The organism is Achromobacter semiaridum, from assembly GCF_053543755.1.
In genome coordinates, this window is the sequence record NZ_JBLVOL010000015.1 from 87,840 (window position 1) to 103,694 (window position 15,855).

Below are 15,855 nucleotides of genomic sequence, written 5' to 3' on the forward strand. Positions count from 1 at the left end.
CGCGCGCAGCACCCGGTCGAAGGCGGCGTTGACGGCGGCGTCGTCCGCCAGCCCCAACGCTACGCCGCCGGCTTCCGTCTTGTGCGCGATGTCGGCGCTAAGTATCTTCAGCGCCACGGGGTAGCCTGCGTGGCGCGCCTGGGCCACCGCGTCTTCCGCCGTGCGTGCCACGCGGGCAAGCGCCTGCGGCAGCCCGAACGCGGCCACGTAGGCGCGCGCGTCCACTTCGTTGCAGGGCAGCGCGGGCACGCAGGGGGGGCTGAGGTTTACGGTGGTGTCGATGGGCACCATGCGGCGCGTGCCGCGTGCTTCGCACCACAACAGATACGGCGCCAGCGCGGACACGGCCAGCCCCAGGTCTTCAAACACCGCCACCTCGGCCTCGCGCAGGGCGGCGCGGCTTTGCGCCAGGCCCGTGTCGATGGCGACGAACAGGCGCTGATGCTGGCGCGACGCCTCGGCCAGCGCATCGGCCATGCGGTCCAGCATGTAGCCGGGCGCGTAGACCACCACGGCGTCAATCGCGTCAGTGGTGGCCAGGGCTTGCAGCACGGTGCGCACGAACGCGGGGTCGTTGACGACGTTGCCCGTCACGTCCACCGGGTTGCCCACCATGCCGTAATCGGGGATGCCGCCGCGCAGCACGGCTTGCAGGCCGGCGGGCAGGTCCGGCAATTCCAGCCCCACGCCAATGAACTTGTCCGCCAGGATGGCGCCCAGCGCGCCCGACATCGTCAGCACCGCCACGCGCTTGCCGGCGCTGCGATGGCGCAGCGTGGCCAGGCTGGCCAGTTGCGCCATCTGCGCGAAGTCGGTGGCTTCGATCACGTTCAATTGGCGAAACGCCGCCGCGTAGACGCGCTTGTCGCCCGCCAGCGCCGACGTATGCGAACGCACAGCCGCCGCGCCCTTATCCGTGCTGCCGGCCTTCAGCGCAATCAGCAGCTTGCCCTGGCGCTCAAGTTCCTGACAGGCCCGCACGAAGCGCTCGCCGTCGCGCAATTGTTCGATGTAGCCCAGCACAATCTCGGTGTGCACGTCTGCCGCCAGATATTCCAGGTACTGCGAAAAATCCAGGCAGGCCTCGTTGCCGGTATTGATGAAGTGCGAAAACGGCAAATCCAGCCGCCGCGCGATGGCGTACACCGCCGCGCACACATTGCCGCTTTGCGTCAGCAGGCTGACCATGCCGGGCCGCGATTGCGCGGGCGCCGTCTTGAATACCGAGGCAAAGGCGGTGTGCGCCTGCGTGTTCAAGTTGGCAAAGCCCATGCAGTTCGGGCCCGCCACGGCCATGCCGCTTTGCGCCACGAACGCTTCCAGTTCAGCTTGCAGGCGCGCGCCGTCGCCGCCCGCTTCCGCAAAACCCGCCGCATACACGATGGCCGCGCGCACGCCATGGGCGTGGCAGCGGCGCAGCATCGGCGTGACCTCGGCGGCGGCAATCGCCAGCACGGCCAGGTCCACGGGTTCCGGCACGGCTTCTATGTCGGGCCAGCAACGTATGCCGAACACTTCCTGGTACTTCGGGTTGACCGGGTAGATGCCGCCCGCGTAGCCAAAGCGCGTCAGCAGTTCCAGCGGCATGCCGCCGATGCGGCCGGCGTTGGCGCTGGCGCCGATCATGGCAATGGAACGCGGGTCCAGCAGGCAGTCCAGCGCGGCCCTCATGCCGTTTCGCCCTTCTTGTTGCGCTGAATCGCCTGGGCCAGTCCGCGTTCGCGCACGGCCTGGAACTCTTCACTAAGGTGCGACAGCTGGTGGGTGTCGAAGTGCGCCGACAAGGCCGTGCGAAAGCCTTGCGCATCGGCCGTGCGGTTCAACGAGCGCTTGATCAGGCGCAGCCCGAACGGCGGCGCCTGCGCAATGCGCCGGGCCAGCGTCAGCGTGGCTTCGTCCAGTTCGGCCTCGGGCACCACGCGGTTCACCATGCCGATGCGCAGCGCCTCGGCCGCGTCGACCTTTTCACCGGTGTAGAGCATTTCCTTGGCTTTGCGCAGGCCCATCACCCAGGGGTGAATCAGCACTTCGGTAGCGGCGGCGGCCAGCGTGTGGCCGACAGGGTCCGAAAAGTAGGCGGTGTCGGCGCACACGACCAGGTCGCACATGTTGGCGATCATGAAGCCGCCCGCCACGCAGGCGCCCTGCACCTGCGCGATGGTGGGTTTGGGGAAATCCCAGATGCGCAGGCAATAGCCGTAGTAGCGGCGCGACTCGTATTCCCAGCGTTCTTCCACGGTGAAATCGGCGCGCGTGGCTTGCGCTTCTTTCAAGTCGTGGCCCGCCGAGAAATGCGCGCCGCGCCCGGCCAGCACCACCACGCGCACGGCGTCGTTTTGCTCGGCTTGGGTCAGGGCGTGGTCCAGTTCATCCAGCATCTGCTGGCTTTGGGCATTGCGCGCCGATTCGCGCGCCAGGCTGATGCGGCAGATCGAGTCGTGGTGCTCGACGGCCAGGGTGGCGTATTCCATAGTCTCCTCGTCTTTTGCAACGCCCGCGCTTGCGGATGGCACGGGTCGATGGATCGATTCGATTGAATTAACGCACCTGGAATCCTAGAATACAAAATATTCGACCACTTTTTCCCACAATATGAACAAGTCTATGGCTACCGGCGGCACCCAGAGCATGCGGCGCGCGCTGGGCCTGTTACGCGTGCTGGCGCAGCATCAGGAAGACGGCATCGACCTGCAAGGCGTGATGAGCGCAACTGGGCTGGAACGGTCCACCGCCCACCGCCTGTTGAGCTGCCTGCTGGAAGAGCAATTCGCCGAACGCGACGCGCGCACGCGGCGTTATCGACTGGGCGTGGATTCCATGCAGCTGGGTTTTGCGGCGTTGCGACGCACGCCATTGCTGGATGCGCTGCGCCCCTTCGCGCAGAAGCTCGCCCGATTGTCGGGCGACACCGTGTTCCTGGTGATCCGTCAGGGGGATTACGCCTTGTGCCTGCTGCGCGAGGCGGGCTCGTTCCCGGTGAAGGTGTTCACCATTGACCAGGGCGAACGGCGGCTGCTGGGCGTGGGCGCGGGCGGGCTGGCGTTGATGGCCAGTTTGGCCGACGAAGAGATCGCGGCGCTGTATGCGCGGCATGCACCTGGCTACGCGCAGATCGGCGTCTCCAGCGCGGCGTTGATGAAGGCCGTCAAGCAGACGCGCGCGACGGGGCATTCTGAAATCGTGGACACGATCACGCCGGGCGTGTCGGGCGTGGGCGTGGCGTTTCCGGTGTCGGAATTGACCTGGGTGGCGTTCAGCTTCGGCGCCATCAGCAGCCGGCTGGATGCGCCGCGCCGCGCCAAGATGGGCGAGCTGCTGCGGGCCGAATGCCAGGCCTGGGCGGCGGGTTATCTGGGCCAGGCTTGAACAAAAGCGCCCCGCCGGGAGGCGGGGCGCTGGGCTGCGTCATTCGGCTGCGTCATTCGGCTGCGTCATTCGGCTGCGTCATTCGGCTGCGTCGTTCGGCTGCACCCAAAACCGCAGCCGAACCGACATCAAACCCTTAAATGCGTTCGAAGATCGCGGCGATGCCCTGGCCGCCACCGATGCACATCGTCACCAGCGCATAGCGGCCGCCCACGCGTTGCAGCTCGTGCAGCGCCTTGACGGTGATGATCGCGCCCGTTGCGCCGATGGGGTGGCCCAGGCCGATGCCGCTGCCGTTGGGGTTCACCTTGGCGGGGTCCAGCTTCAACTCACGCGCCACGGCGCACGCTTGCGCGGCGAACGCTTCGTTGGCTTCGATGACGTCCAACTGGTCCACCGTCAAGCCGGCGCGTTTCAAGGCGGCCTGCGTGGCGGGCACCGGGCCGATGCCCATGATGTTGGGGTCGACGCCCGCGTGCGCGTAGGCCACCAGGCGCGCCAGCGGCTTGATGCCGCGCTTGGCGGCTACCGAGGCGTTCATCAGCACCACCGCGCCCGCGCCGTCGTTCAGGCCCGACGCGTTGCCCGCCGTGACTGTGCCATTCTCTTTCTGAAACACCGGCTTCAGCCCCGCCATGGTGTCGGCCGTGACGTCGCGGCGCACGTGCTCATCGGTGTCGAACACGACTTCGCCCTTGCGCGTCTTTTGCACCACCGGCACGATTTGGTCGCGGAAGTAGCCGGCGTCAATGGCGGCGGCGGCGCGGCGATGCGATTCGGCGGCCAGCGCGTCCTGGTCCTGGCGGCTGATGTTGAATTTGGCCGCCACGTTTTCGGCCGTGACACCCATGTGCATGCGGCCGAAGGGGTCGGACAAGGCGCCGGTCATCATGTCCAGCATGGCGCTGTCGCCCATGCGGGCACCCCAGCGTTGCGAGGGCACGATGTACGGGGCGCGGCTCATGCTTTCGGCGCCCGCGCCGATGGCGATATCGGCATCGCCCAGCATGATGGTCTGCGCGGCCGACACGATGGCCTGCAAGCCCGAACCGCACAGGCGGTTGACGTTGAAGGCGGGGGTTTCCTTGGCGATGCCGGCGTTCATGGCCGCCACGCGCGACAGGTACATGTCGCGCGGTTCGGTGTTGATGACGTGGCCCACCGCAACGTGGCCGACTTCGTCGCCCTTGACGGCGGCGCGTTCCAGCGCCGCCCGGATAACGGTTGCGCCCAGGTCGCAGGGCGGCACGTCTTTCAGCGCGCCGCCAAAATCGCCAATGGCGGTGCGCACGGCGGATGCGACGATAACTTCATTCATGGTGTTTCCTCCTTGTGATGTTTTCCATCATAACGCCGGCCTAGCGCCGCCGCGCCGCAAGGAATTGGGCGACGGCATCCGCGTGCGCGTCGGTCTTGTGGGCCAGCGCCTGATAGGCCGCCGACAGTTCCAGCAAGGCGTCCAGCCGCGCATGCTGGCTTTCGCGCAAGAGGCGCTTGGTCAGCCGCACGGCCTGCGGCGAATTGGCCGCCATGCGCCCGGCCAGCGCGCGCGCGGCGGGCAGCAGTTCCTGGCCCGGCACCACGCGCGACACCAGACCCCATTCCAGCGCCGTGGCCGCACCGATGGCGTCGCCGGTAAACGACATTTCGGCGGCACGCGCCATGCCGATCAAACGCGGCAAAAACCACGCGCCACCATCGCCGGGAATGATGCCCAGCTTGACGAAGCTTTCGGCAAAGGTGGCCGACTCGGCCGCGATGCGCACATCGCACATGCAGGCCAGGTCGCAACCTGCGCCGACCGCCGGGCCGTTGACGGCGGCAATGGTGGGCACTTCAAGCGCGTGCAAGGCCAGGGGCAGGCGCTGGATGCCGTGCCGATACTCCTGGCGCAGCGCGGCCGGTGCGACGTCCGGCCCGATCTGGCGCTGCATTTCGTGGATGTTGCCGCCCGATGAAAACACCTTGCCTGTCGCGGTCAGGATCAGTACGCGCACGTCGGGGTCGCGCTCGATACGCGCGAAGATGGCCAGCATCTGGTCCACGATATCGCTGCCGGTCAGCGCGTTGCGGGTCGCGGGGTCATCCAGCGTCAGCGTCGCCACGCCGTCCGCGTCCAATTCAAAATGCACGAGTTCCGTCATGTTTGCCCTTTCCCGATTACAGGTTTTGGTTCGCCGCCGCGCGCGCCGGCAAGAACGTTCAGCGTAGGCGCGTGGCCGGGCAGCGTCCAATATTAGTTTTTGCATCGGCGATACGATTCCGGTATCGAAAAGCCAAAAAATAATATTGGACGGCGGTGGCGGCCACGCCGGATAGTGGCTTGACGCGCCCCTATCCAGGCGGCCCCGCAACGGACCCGGACCATGATCGAACCGCTGGACCTGACCCCCATCCCCGCCGCCGATGAAGCGCTGCGCGCGGATATCCGCGCCTTTCTGGCAGACACGCTGGACGGGTTGGAGCCGGATGAACGCGCGCGGTCGTGGATGGGGTTTGATGCGGGCTTCAGTCGCCAGCTTGCCGGACGCGGCTGGCTGGGCCTGACGTTGCCGCGCGAATTTGGTGGGGCCGAGCGAGGCCATTTCGCGCGTTTCGTGCTGTCCGAGGAATTGCTGGGCGCGGGCGCGCCCGTATCGGCGCACTGGATCGCCGACCGCCAAAGCGCCCCCTTGATCCTGAAGGTGGGCACGCCCGCGCAAAAATCGTTTTACCTGCCTCGCATCTGCCGCGCCGAGGCGTTCTTTTGCATCGGCATGAGCGAACCGGGATCAGGCTCGGATCTGGCCAGCATCCGCACGCGGGCAGAGCCGATAAGCGGCGGCTGGTGCTTGAACGGCAGCAAAATCTGGACCACCAACGCGCACCGTTCGCACTACATGATTGCGTTGGTTCGCACGTCGGGATCCCCGCAGGACCGTCACCAGGGTCTGTCGCAACTGATCGTGGACCTGTCGCTGCCCGGCGTGTCGGTGCGGCAGATTCAAGACCTGACCGGGGACGCGCATTTTTCAGAAGTGTTCTTCGACAACGTGCAGTTGCCGGGCGATGCGTTGATCGGTGAAGAAGGCGCGGGCTGGGCGCAGGTCAATGCCGAATTGGCGTTCGAGCGCAGCGGCCCCGAACGGCTGTATTCCAGCATTGCGCTGCTGGAATGCTGGTTGACGCACTGCCGCGCCTTGTCGGGCGATGCCGCCGACCGCGCGGCCTTGGGCGCCATCTTGTCGCAGATGGCGGTGTTGCGGGCAATGTCGCTGGCCGTGGCGGGCAAGCTGGCCGCGGGCGCCAGCCCGGCCACCGAAGCGGCACTGGTGAAGGACCTGGGCACGGAACTGGAACAGCAAATTCCCCGCCTGATCGGCGACGCGCTGGGCCGGCACCCCGACCTGCCGCCCCCATTGCCCCTGCTGCGCACGCTGACGTACCTGGAGCAAGTCGCGCCGACGTTTTCGCTGCGCGGCGGCACCCGTGAAATTTTGCGCGGCATCATCGCGCGGGGGCTGGGGCTGCGCTGAGGCGGGGGCGGGGGAAAAGCGGGCTGGTGTCATGGGGCTGATGTCAGGTCGCGGATGTCAGGTCGCGGATGTCATGCCGCTGATGTCATGCCGCTGATGTCAGGTCGCGGATGTCAGGTCGCGGATGTCATGCCGCTGATTTCAGGTCCTTACGTGAGGTCACTGATGTCATCCATGCTGATCCGCGGCGCATTAACTGGATACGGATGGACAAGGGCTACATCATGAACAATGCTGGCGACACGCTTTCCGACAACTTGCTGGGCGACGCGGCCGAACGCTTGTTCGCGCAAACCTGCACGCCCGCGCTGCTCCGCGCCGCCGAACAAGGGCAACCCATCGATGCCGCATGGCGGGCGTGCGAGGACGCGGGGTTCGCCGATGCGCTGGTGCCCGAGTCGCTGGGCGGCGCCGGGCTGACGTTGGCGGCGGCACTGCCGGTGGTGCTGGCGGCAGGCCGTCACCTGTGCCCCTACCCCATCGCGCATACGATGCTGGCGCGCGGCTGGCTGGCGGCCCACGGACATGCCGCCCTCCCGGGGCCGATCGCATTGGCGCCGCATGGGCTGTCTATGGCCGGCGACCGCATCGCGGGCGCGAATGTGCCTTGGATACGCGTGGCCAGCCACGTGCTGGCGCAGATCGATCGACAAGCGTGGCTGCTGCCCGCGCAAGCCGTCGATGTGCAGAGCAACGGCGTGCATGGGGCGCTGGATGGCGAGGCGTCATGGGCGTTGTCGGACGCGCAATGCCTGGGCCCTGTCCGGGCAGCAAGCAATGAAGGGGATGGGCGGGATGGGCGGGATGGGCAGAGCGAGGCCGATGCGCCGGATGCCCTGACCGTGCTGGCCGCCGCGGCCTACGCGGGCCTGATGGCCGGGGCAATGGAACGGGTGCTGGCGATGACGCTGGACTACGCCAACACGCGGGCGCAATTCGGCAAGTCCATCGGCCGCTTCCAGGCGGTGCAGCAGCAGATCAGCGTGATGGCCGAAGAGGTGTGGGCGGCGAACATGGCCGCGCAACTGGCCTTCCAAAGCCGGGACTCGCAGGACGGCGGGGCGGCCCACGCGATGGCCGACGCGATGGCCGACGCGATGCCCGGCGCAATGCAGGTGGCCGTCGGCAAGGCGCGAGCCAGCCAGGCGGCGCCGCGCGTGGCCGATATCGCCCATGCGGTCCATGGCGCCATCGGCATCACCGCCGAATTCGACTTGCAGCTTTACACGCGCCGCTTGCGCGACTGGCGGTTGGCGGCGGGGTCGGAATCCTTTTGGCATGCACACATCGGCGCCCGTGCCTTGCAAGGCGAAGACCGCGCACTGGACATCATCCGCCGCGTATCACAGGGCCAATCCTGACGCGGCGATACCGCAGGCGACGGCCCGGATGCCGGCGGCGATCCACCGCTTGACGCGCCGCACGACACGCCGCATGACGCGCCGCATGGCACGCCACACGACACACACCACGACGCACACCTCCACACACAGCAAGACACACAGCACGTATCATCGAAAGCCCATGCCGCCCTGGACCTTATCCATGGACTTTCGCCACTTGCAGCAATTCCTGGTGCTTGCCGACACGCTGAACTTTCACCGCGCGGCGGAAAAGCTGCATATGTCGCAACCCCCGTTGTCGGTGTCGATCCGCAAGCTGGAAGAAATGGTGGGTGTGCCGCTGTTCGTGCGCGGCCGGCAAGGCGTGCAGCTGACCGAGGCCGGGCTGGCGGCGCTGGACGAAGCGCGCCGCGCGCTGTTTCATGCCGAGCAATTCCGGCTGGCGGCGCGAGCCGGGGCGGCCGGTGAAGGCGGCACCGTCCGTATCGGTTTCGTCGGATCCGCCACGCACGCCATCTTGCCGCGCGTGCTGCCCTTGTTTCGCCAACGCTATCCGGGCGTGACGGTGGTGCTGCGCGAAGCCACCTCGATACGCATCATGCAGGACCTGGCCGACGACGCGCTGGAAGTGGGCATCGTGCGCGTGCCGGTGGCCATGGGCTCGCGCGTGCGGCTGGCGCCCTTGACCACGGAGAATTTCGTGCTGGCTGTGCACAACAGCCATCCACTGGCGCGTCGTGGCCGCATCCGGCTGGCCGAGCTGGCCGACGAACCCTTCATCATGTACACCGCCACCGAGGCGGCCGGCCTGCGCATGGCGGCGATCAACGCCTGCCAGCTGCGCGGCTTCACGCCCCGCATCGCGCAGGAAGCCGTGCAGGTGCAAACCCTGTTGAGCCTGGTGGAAAGCGGCCTGGGCGTGGCGCTGGTGCCGGCCGGCGCCCGCCGCCACCCCAGCCCCAATGTGGTCACTAAAACCCTGGCCGATTTTCCCGCCGACGCGTCGATCGGCATCTCGCTGGCATGGAACCCGGGCGCCGAGCGCAGCGCCGCGCGCAACCTGCGCGAAGTGGCCGCCCACGCCTTCCGGCCCAAGGCGGCCAAATAAGCCCCGCTTGCGGCAAGGTGGCCAGCAGGCTTAGGATGGAGCATGACCGCGCCGCGGCGCCCTGGCCGTTATCCAAGGCGCGACGCGCGGTCGGCGTTTGAACCTTGTCAGCGATCCGGGAGCACATCGTGAAAACAGTGGCTGAGATTCTCAGGGAAAAGTCGAACAATGCCGTCGTGACGGTTTCACCGGATTCCTCGGTGTTCGACGCCATCAAGACCATGGCCGAACGCAGCATCGGCGCAGTGGTGGTCGTGCAAGGGGATACGGTGCTGGGCATGCTGTCCGAGCGCGACTACGCCCGCAAAGTCGTCTTGCAAGACCGCTCGTCGCGCAGCACCAAGGTGCGCGACATCATGACCGACTCGGTGTATTACGTGGGCCCGGGCGACACGCGCGAGCACTGTATGGCCATGATGACCGAACGGCATTTCCGCCATCTTCCGGTCATCGACAACGAAAAGCTCATCGGCCTGCTGTCCATCGGCGATCTGGTCAAGGACATCATGAGCGAACAGAAATTCATCATCCACGAGCTGGAACGCTACATCAGCGGCGGCCACGCGTAAGCGCGCCGCGCCGTTGTTTCGCGCGCACTGGCGGCTATCCCGCCGCCAGGATCCGCGCCGCCGGCACGATCAAGCCCAGGCCGGCCGCCAACAACAGCACGAACACCATCCGCTTCACGGTCTTCATGGACCCTGCCGTGCTGTAGCGCCGCGCCACCCACGTCACCCCGATCACCACGGGCAGCGCCTGCACGCTAAGCCAGAATGACGACGCCATGAAATGGCCCTGCCCCGTCACCAGCGCCAGCCGCACCACGGCATTGAGCGAGAACAGCACCAGCAGGCTGTTGCGGATGGATGCCAGCGGCAAGGGCTGGCGATACAGGTGATACACCATCGGCGGGCCGGCGCTGGAGAACAGGCCGCCCAACACGCCTGATATCCCCCCGAAGAACAGAAAGGACGCTTTGGACGACAAGCGTTCCAATGGCTTGGCTCGCGCCACCAGCTGCACCGCGCAGGCCAGGATCGTGATGCCCAGCAGCAGTTGCAGCAGGACCGTCATGGACCCGCTGATCCACGTCAACGCGGCCACGCCCACGCCCACGCCTACCAGGCTGGCGATCATGGCCGGACGCATCAGCGACCAATTCACTTGGGGCTTGGCGCGCGCCAGCGTCACGGCGGCGTTGACCAGCGACAGCACGCTGACCACGTTGGCCACTTCGGCCACCGAGGCCAACTGGAACACGCCGGACAGGCCCAGCAGCACCAGCCCGAACGCGAATCCGGTCATGGTCTGGGCATAGGTGGCCAGCGCCACGCAGGCCAGAAACAGCAGGTGATGGGAAATGCTCATGCGGGCGGCCGGTTTTTTGTCGCGGCGATGATATCACCCGGGCGAACAGCGTTCGTTTGTCGCGATAACGCTGCGGGGCGTCGCTTTTGGCACATATCGTCACAACTAGAAGCGCACCTGCACCCCGCGCCCGGCGCGCTGCCGCTATCCTTGCCGCCCTGTCCGTCCCCCATGCACGTCCGCCCGCATGACGCCAAACGCATGACGCCAAACGCATGACACCAAAACACACCACGATCAACACGGTCACGCTGACCTGCTCCACTTGCGGCAGCGCGCAGTTCACCAAACTGGCCCCCAACGAATACCGCTGCAACCACTGCCACGCGTTGACGCTGGTGGAGGACGACGTCGCGCAGCGGCTGGAAAAGATACTGCGGGGCATGCAGCAGCCGGTCAGGCATGCGCAGATCAAGCCCAGCGCGTTGGCGGCCATCGTGCTGGTGGTGGTCGCGGCAATCTTCGTGCCGCTGGTGGCGTCGATGCTGACGTCCAGCCCGTCAACCCCGTACCGCCCAACGCCCGTGACCCCGCCGATCGATGCGTCGCTGGTCAAGCTGACGGACGTGCGCGAAGTTCAGATCCGCGGGCGCAAGCAGCTGGTGATGATCATGCGCAACGAAACGGGCAAGAAGATCGACGTGCCACGTGTCACGGCGACGTTCTTTCAGGGCGACCTGACGCTGACGTCGACTCTGTCCACGCCATCGCCGCGCTCGCTGGAGCCCGGCGAATACGCGCCCGTGCTGATCTCGGCCCCTGAAAAGGCGTACTCGCGCTACGAATTACAGGTGGCCACGCCAACGCCGGCGCGAGGCAAGAACAACGATGTGTCCGCCAGCAAGGTGCAGCTGGTGAATAACGACGGCGCGTATCGCCTGGTGGGTTTGCTGAAGAACGACGGCGCCAAAGAGGCCGGCGCCGCGCAGATCACCGTGCTGCTGTACGGCCAGGACGGTGCGTTGATCGGCACCGGCAACGGCTATGGCAGCGCCGGCGCGTTGGCGCCGGGCGCCATGACCGCGTTCGACGTGCGCTGCGAAATGCTTGGCGACGACAAGGTCGCTTCCTACGACTACATGGTGCAAAGTGAAAGCTGACCGTTCCCCATCCAAGCCGCTTGCCTGGCCGGCCAAGACCGCGCTGGTGCTGCTGATCCTGGCGGCGGCCGGCGTGGCGTTGACCCAATACACCGCCGTGGGACCGTGGGTGGCGAACAAGCTGGGGCATGAGACGCCGGCCGGGTCGGCGAACACGGCTGCGGCCAAGCCCGTGGAGGACTCGCCCAAGGAAGCCGCTTCCACCAGCCGCATGCACCGCGTCAGCCCGGCCAATGTGCGCGTTATCGACCACGTGCGTCTGTCCACCGAAGAACTGCTGGACCCGAACTTCGCGTTGTTCGACCCGAAGGCGTTCAGCTTGTCGGCGCCGCGCCGCCTGCTGGATGAAATCGAGCGGCCGGTGATGTTCGCGGAGCTGTCCAACACCAGCACCACCGACATCGCCCTGTCGCCCCGTGTTGAAATTTCGGTGTTTGACGGCTCACGGCCGTTGAACCCGCGCCAGGAATGGACCCTGCCCACGCATCTTTACCCGGGCGAGCGGGTGCCGGTGATGCTGTCGGGCGGCAATTACGAACGGGTGACCGAGGTCAAGACCCATTGGCTACCCGCCAAGCGCGCCGCCCTGCCCGGCCCGCGCCCCAAACTGGCCGTCACGGTCGAGAACACCGAAGCAGGGATAGGCACCGGCACGCTGAATTTCAGCTATCGCTATCGTTACAAATACGTCACCGTTCATGGCCGGGTGCGCAACGACGATCAGGTCGACGTCGAAAACGTCCGGGTCTGGGTCAGCCTGTACGACGCGCAAGACAAGTTGTCGGGCGCCCTGTTCAAGGAATTGCGGTTGCCCAAGCTGAAGCCGGGCGACAGCGCCCCTTTCGAAATGGACGTGAAGCAATTTGGTGGCAATTTTGCCCGGGTTGCCGTGGTCTACGACGTGGCCACACGCTAGGATTGCGCCTGCCCGTCTCGCCTTGACTTCGTAATGGCGGCCATCGAGCCGCCATTTTCCTGCCCAGCCAATGCCGAGGCGGGCCGCATCGGCGCGCCATCTGCCTTTTAGCGTCGCCGCCCAACAACAAGGGACGGACCGTAGTCTTATATAAGATATAAGACGTTTGCTTGCCGCCCCCTCTTCCCTCTACAATTCCGGCCGACAACCCTTCTTCCAACCCGACTTTTGAGCAGGCCTCACATGCTGGATAACTACCGCCAACACGTTGCCGAACGCGCGGCTCTGGGGATTCCCCCGCTGCCCCTGACGGCTAAACAAACCGCCGAACTGATCGAACTGCTGAAGAACCCGCCCGCTGGCGAAGAGCAGAATCTGGTCGAACTGTTGACCCACCGTGTGCCGGCCGGCGTGGACGATGCCGCCAAGGTGAAGGCGTCCTACCTGGCCGCCGTGGCGCTGGGCAAGGAAGCTTGTGCGCTGATCAGCCGTGCCAAGGCGACGCAACTGCTGGGCACGATGCTCGGCGGCTACAACATTGGCCCGCTGGTCGACCTGCTGGATGACGCGGAAATCGGCACCATCGCCGCCGATGCGCTGAAAAAGACCCTGTTGATGTTCGACGCCTTCCATGACGTGAAGGAAAAGGCCGACAAGGGCAACGCCAACGCCAAGTCCGTGATGCAAAGCTGGGCCGACGCCGAATGGTTCACCAGCCGTCCGGAACTGCCGGAAAGCCTGACCATCACCGTCTTCAAGGTGCCTGGCGAAACCAACACCGACGACCTGTCGCCGGCGCCCGACGCCACGACCCGCCCCGACATCCCGATGCACGCCCTGGCGATGCTGAAGAACAAGCGCGACGGCGCGGCCTTCGAACCGGAAGAAGACGGCAAGCGCGGCCCGGTCAAGTTCATTGAATCGCTGAAAGAAAAGGGCCACCTGGTCGCCTACGTGGGTGACGTGGTCGGCACGGGTTCGTCGCGCAAGTCGGCCACCAACTCGGTGCTGTGGTTCACGGGCGAAGACATCCCCTTCGTGCCGAACAAGCGCTTTGGCGGCGTGTGCCTGGGCAACAAGATTGCCCCGATCTTCTACAACACGATGGAAGACGCCGGCGCTTTGCCGATCGAACTGGACGTGTCCAAGATGGAAATGGGCGACGTCGTTGAGCTGCGCCCCTACGACGGCAAAGCCATCAAGAACGGCGAAGTCATCGCTGAATTCGAAGTGAAGTCCGACGTGCTGTTCGACGAAGTGCGCGCCGGTGGCCGCATTCCGCTGATCATCGGCCGTGGCCTGACCGCCAAGGCTCGCGAAGCACTGGGCCTGGCCCCGTCGACGCTGTTCCGCCTGCCCAATAACCCGGTAGACACCGGCAAGGGTTACACGCTGGCCCAGAAGATGGTGGGCCGTGCTTGCGGCCTGCCGGACGGCCAGGGCATCCGCCCGGGTACCTACTGCGAACCGAAGATGACTTCGGTCGGCAGCCAGGACACCACCGGCCCGATGACCCGCGACGAATTGAAAGACCTGGCTTGCCTGGGCTTCTCGGCCGACCTGGTGATGCAGTCGTTCTGCCACACCGCCGCCTACCCCAAGCCCGTGGACGTCAAGACGCACCACACGCTGCCGGAATTCATCAGCACCCGTGGCGGCGTGTCGCTGCGCCCGGGTGACGGCGTGATCCACTCGTGGCTGAACCGCATGCTGTTGCCCGACACCGTCGGCACCGGCGGCGATTCGCACACCCGCTTCCCGATCGGCATTTCGTTCCCGGCCGGATCGGGCCTGGTCGCCTTTGCCGCCGCCACCGGCGTGATGCCGCTGGACATGCCGGAATCGGTGCTGGTTCGCTTCAAGGGCAAGCTGCAACCCGGCGTCACCCTGCGTGACCTGGTCAACGCCATCCCGCTGTACGCCATCAAGCAAGGCCTGCTGACGGTTGCCAAGCAAGGCAAGAAGAACATTTTCTCGGGCCGTATCCTGGAAATCGAAGGCCTGCCGGACCTTAAGGTCGAGCAAGCTTTTGAACTGTCGGACGCGTCCGCTGAACGTTCGGCTGCCGGCTGCTCGGTGTTCCTGAACAAGGAACCGATCATTGAATACATCAACAGCAACATCGTGATGTTGAAGTGGATGATCGCCAACGGCTACGAAGACGAACGCACGCTGGGCCGCCGCATCAAGGCCATGGAAGCGTGGCTGGCGGACCCCAAGCTGCTGGAGCCGGACGCCGACGCCGAATACGCCGCCGTGATCGAAATCGATCTGGCGGACGTGCACGAGCCCATCGTGGCCTGCCCGAACGACCCGGACGACGTCAAGACGCTGTCGGAAGTTGCCGGCGCCAAGATCGACGAAGTGTTCATCGGCAGCTGCATGACCAACATCGGCCACTTCCGCGCGGCGTCCAAGCTGCTGGAAGGCAAGCGCGACATCCCGGTCAAGCTGTGGGTTGCCCCGCCGACCAAGATGGACGCCACGCAGTTGACCGAAGAAGGCCACTACGGCGTCTTCGGCACCGCCGGCGCCCGCACGGAAATGCCGGGCTGCTCGCTGTGCATGGGTAACCAGGCACAAGTGCGCGAAGGCGCAACCGTGATGTCGACCAGCACCCGCAACTTCCCGAACCGCCTGGGCAAGAACACGAACGTGTACCTGGGTTCGGCCGAACTTGCCGCCATCTGCTCGAAGCTGGGCCGCATTCCGACCAAGGACGAGTACATGGCCGACATGGGCGTCATCAACAAGAGCGGCGACCAGATCTATCAGTACCTGAACTTCGACAAAATCGCCGACTACAAGGACGTGGCCGACGTGATCGAGGTGTAAGCCTTTCAGGTGTAAGCCTGATGCGTGTACGCGTTATGCGTGTACGCCCTATGCGATAGCTGGTCTCTGTGCCGGCTTTCCACGCAGACAACGGCCCCGGAGCAATCCGGGGCCGTTTGCAATCCGGCGCCGTTTGCAATCCGGCGCCGTTCGCTTCGGGCGGCGGCTTATCCGGCGTCCTTCCCCGCGACCAACCAGGCTTACCCACCCATTTCGGGGACGGAACTTTTCCGGCGATACGTTTTCATACAATCGCGGTATCTTGTGACACCCGTCAACACCCATCACACCCCGGGCGCGGCCC

13 protein-coding genes are annotated in these 15,855 nt (G+C 65.8%); 8 read left to right on the forward strand and 5 right to left on the reverse strand.

The features are described 5' to 3' along the window. Both ACNPP0_RS04710 and ACNPP0_RS04715 read right to left on the reverse strand, forming a co-directional pair. Window positions 1–1,671, reverse strand: a 1,671-nt coding sequence (locus ACNPP0_RS04710) for an acetate--CoA ligase family protein (protein WP_448705138.1), incomplete at its 3' end; no start/stop codon positions are given. Further along, window positions 1,668–2,471: an enoyl-CoA hydratase gene (locus tag ACNPP0_RS04715; protein ID WP_448705139.1), complete on the reverse strand. Its 804-nt coding sequence runs from the start codon at window positions 2,469–2,471 to the stop codon at window positions 1,668–1,670. The genes ACNPP0_RS04710 and ACNPP0_RS04715, both read right to left, overlap by 4 nt. 121 nt (window positions 2,472–2,592) lie before the next feature. On the opposite strand from ACNPP0_RS04715, the gene ACNPP0_RS04720 reads away from it, so the two are divergent. Beyond that, the gene (locus tag ACNPP0_RS04720) at window positions 2,593–3,366 is read left to right on the forward strand and encodes an IclR family transcriptional regulator (protein ID WP_448705140.1); all 774 of its coding nucleotides are present in this window, start codon (window positions 2,593–2,595) and stop codon (window positions 3,364–3,366) included. A gap of 136 nt (window positions 3,367–3,502) precedes the next feature. On the opposite strand, the gene bktB is transcribed toward ACNPP0_RS04720, so the two are convergent. Both bktB and ACNPP0_RS04730 read right to left on the reverse strand, forming a co-directional pair. After that, entirely contained in the window at window positions 3,503–4,684 is a 1,182-nt protein-coding gene (bktB, locus tag ACNPP0_RS04725; protein WP_448705141.1) for a beta-ketothiolase BktB, read from the reverse strand. 40 nt (window positions 4,685–4,724) lie between these two features. Beyond that, window positions 4,725–5,510, reverse strand: a complete 786-nt coding sequence (locus tag ACNPP0_RS04730; RefSeq protein ID WP_332608890.1) for a crotonase/enoyl-CoA hydratase family protein — start codon at window positions 5,508–5,510, stop codon at window positions 4,725–4,727. 222 nt (window positions 5,511–5,732) lie between these two features. Between ACNPP0_RS04730 and ACNPP0_RS04735 the strand changes: the two genes are divergently transcribed. From ACNPP0_RS04735 to ACNPP0_RS04750, 4 genes are all read left to right on the forward strand, one after another. Then, window positions 5,733–6,881 carry an acyl-CoA dehydrogenase family protein gene (locus tag ACNPP0_RS04735; RefSeq protein WP_448705142.1) on the forward strand — a complete coding sequence of 383 codons (1,149 nt, stop codon included), beginning with the start codon at window positions 5,733–5,735 and terminating at the stop codon, window positions 6,879–6,881. A gap of 224 nt (window positions 6,882–7,105) precedes the next feature. Next, window positions 7,106–8,242: an acyl-CoA dehydrogenase family protein gene (locus ACNPP0_RS04740; protein ID WP_448705143.1), complete on the forward strand. Its 1,137-nt coding sequence runs from the start codon at window positions 7,106–7,108 to the stop codon at window positions 8,240–8,242. A 184-nt stretch (window positions 8,243–8,426) separates the two neighbouring features. Further along, window positions 8,427–9,332, forward strand: a complete 906-nt coding sequence (locus ACNPP0_RS04745) for a LysR family transcriptional regulator (RefSeq protein ID WP_332608893.1) — start codon at window positions 8,427–8,429, stop codon at window positions 9,330–9,332. 128 nt (window positions 9,333–9,460) lie between these two features. Beyond that, window positions 9,461–9,901: a CBS domain-containing protein gene (locus tag ACNPP0_RS04750; protein ID WP_046804064.1), complete on the forward strand. Its 441-nt coding sequence runs from the start codon at window positions 9,461–9,463 to the stop codon at window positions 9,899–9,901. 34 nt (window positions 9,902–9,935) lie between these two features. Here the strand turns inward: ACNPP0_RS04750 and ACNPP0_RS04755 are convergent, their stop codons facing one another. Beyond that, window positions 9,936–10,700: a TSUP family transporter gene (locus ACNPP0_RS04755; protein WP_448705144.1), complete on the reverse strand. Its 765-nt coding sequence runs from the start codon at window positions 10,698–10,700 to the stop codon at window positions 9,936–9,938. A 215-nt stretch (window positions 10,701–10,915) separates the two neighbouring features. Between ACNPP0_RS04755 and ACNPP0_RS04760 the strand changes: the two genes are divergently transcribed. The 3 genes from ACNPP0_RS04760 (at window position 10,916) to acnB (ending at window position 15,551) form a co-directional block, all read left to right on the forward strand. After that, window positions 10,916–11,800: an FxLYD domain-containing protein gene (locus ACNPP0_RS04760; RefSeq protein ID WP_448705145.1), complete on the forward strand. Its 885-nt coding sequence runs from the start codon at window positions 10,916–10,918 to the stop codon at window positions 11,798–11,800. Next, complete coding sequence (locus tag ACNPP0_RS04765; RefSeq protein WP_448705146.1) at window positions 11,790–12,716, forward strand: FxLYD domain-containing protein; 927 nt, start codon at window positions 11,790–11,792, stop codon at window positions 12,714–12,716. The genes ACNPP0_RS04760 and ACNPP0_RS04765 overlap by 11 nt, the downstream gene beginning before the upstream one ends. A 243-nt stretch (window positions 12,717–12,959) precedes the next feature. Then, window positions 12,960–15,551 carry a bifunctional aconitate hydratase 2/2-methylisocitrate dehydratase gene (acnB, locus tag ACNPP0_RS04770; protein ID WP_332608897.1) on the forward strand — a complete coding sequence of 864 codons (2,592 nt, stop codon included), beginning with the start codon at window positions 12,960–12,962 and terminating at the stop codon, window positions 15,549–15,551. Window positions 15,552–15,855: the final 304 nt, after the last annotated feature.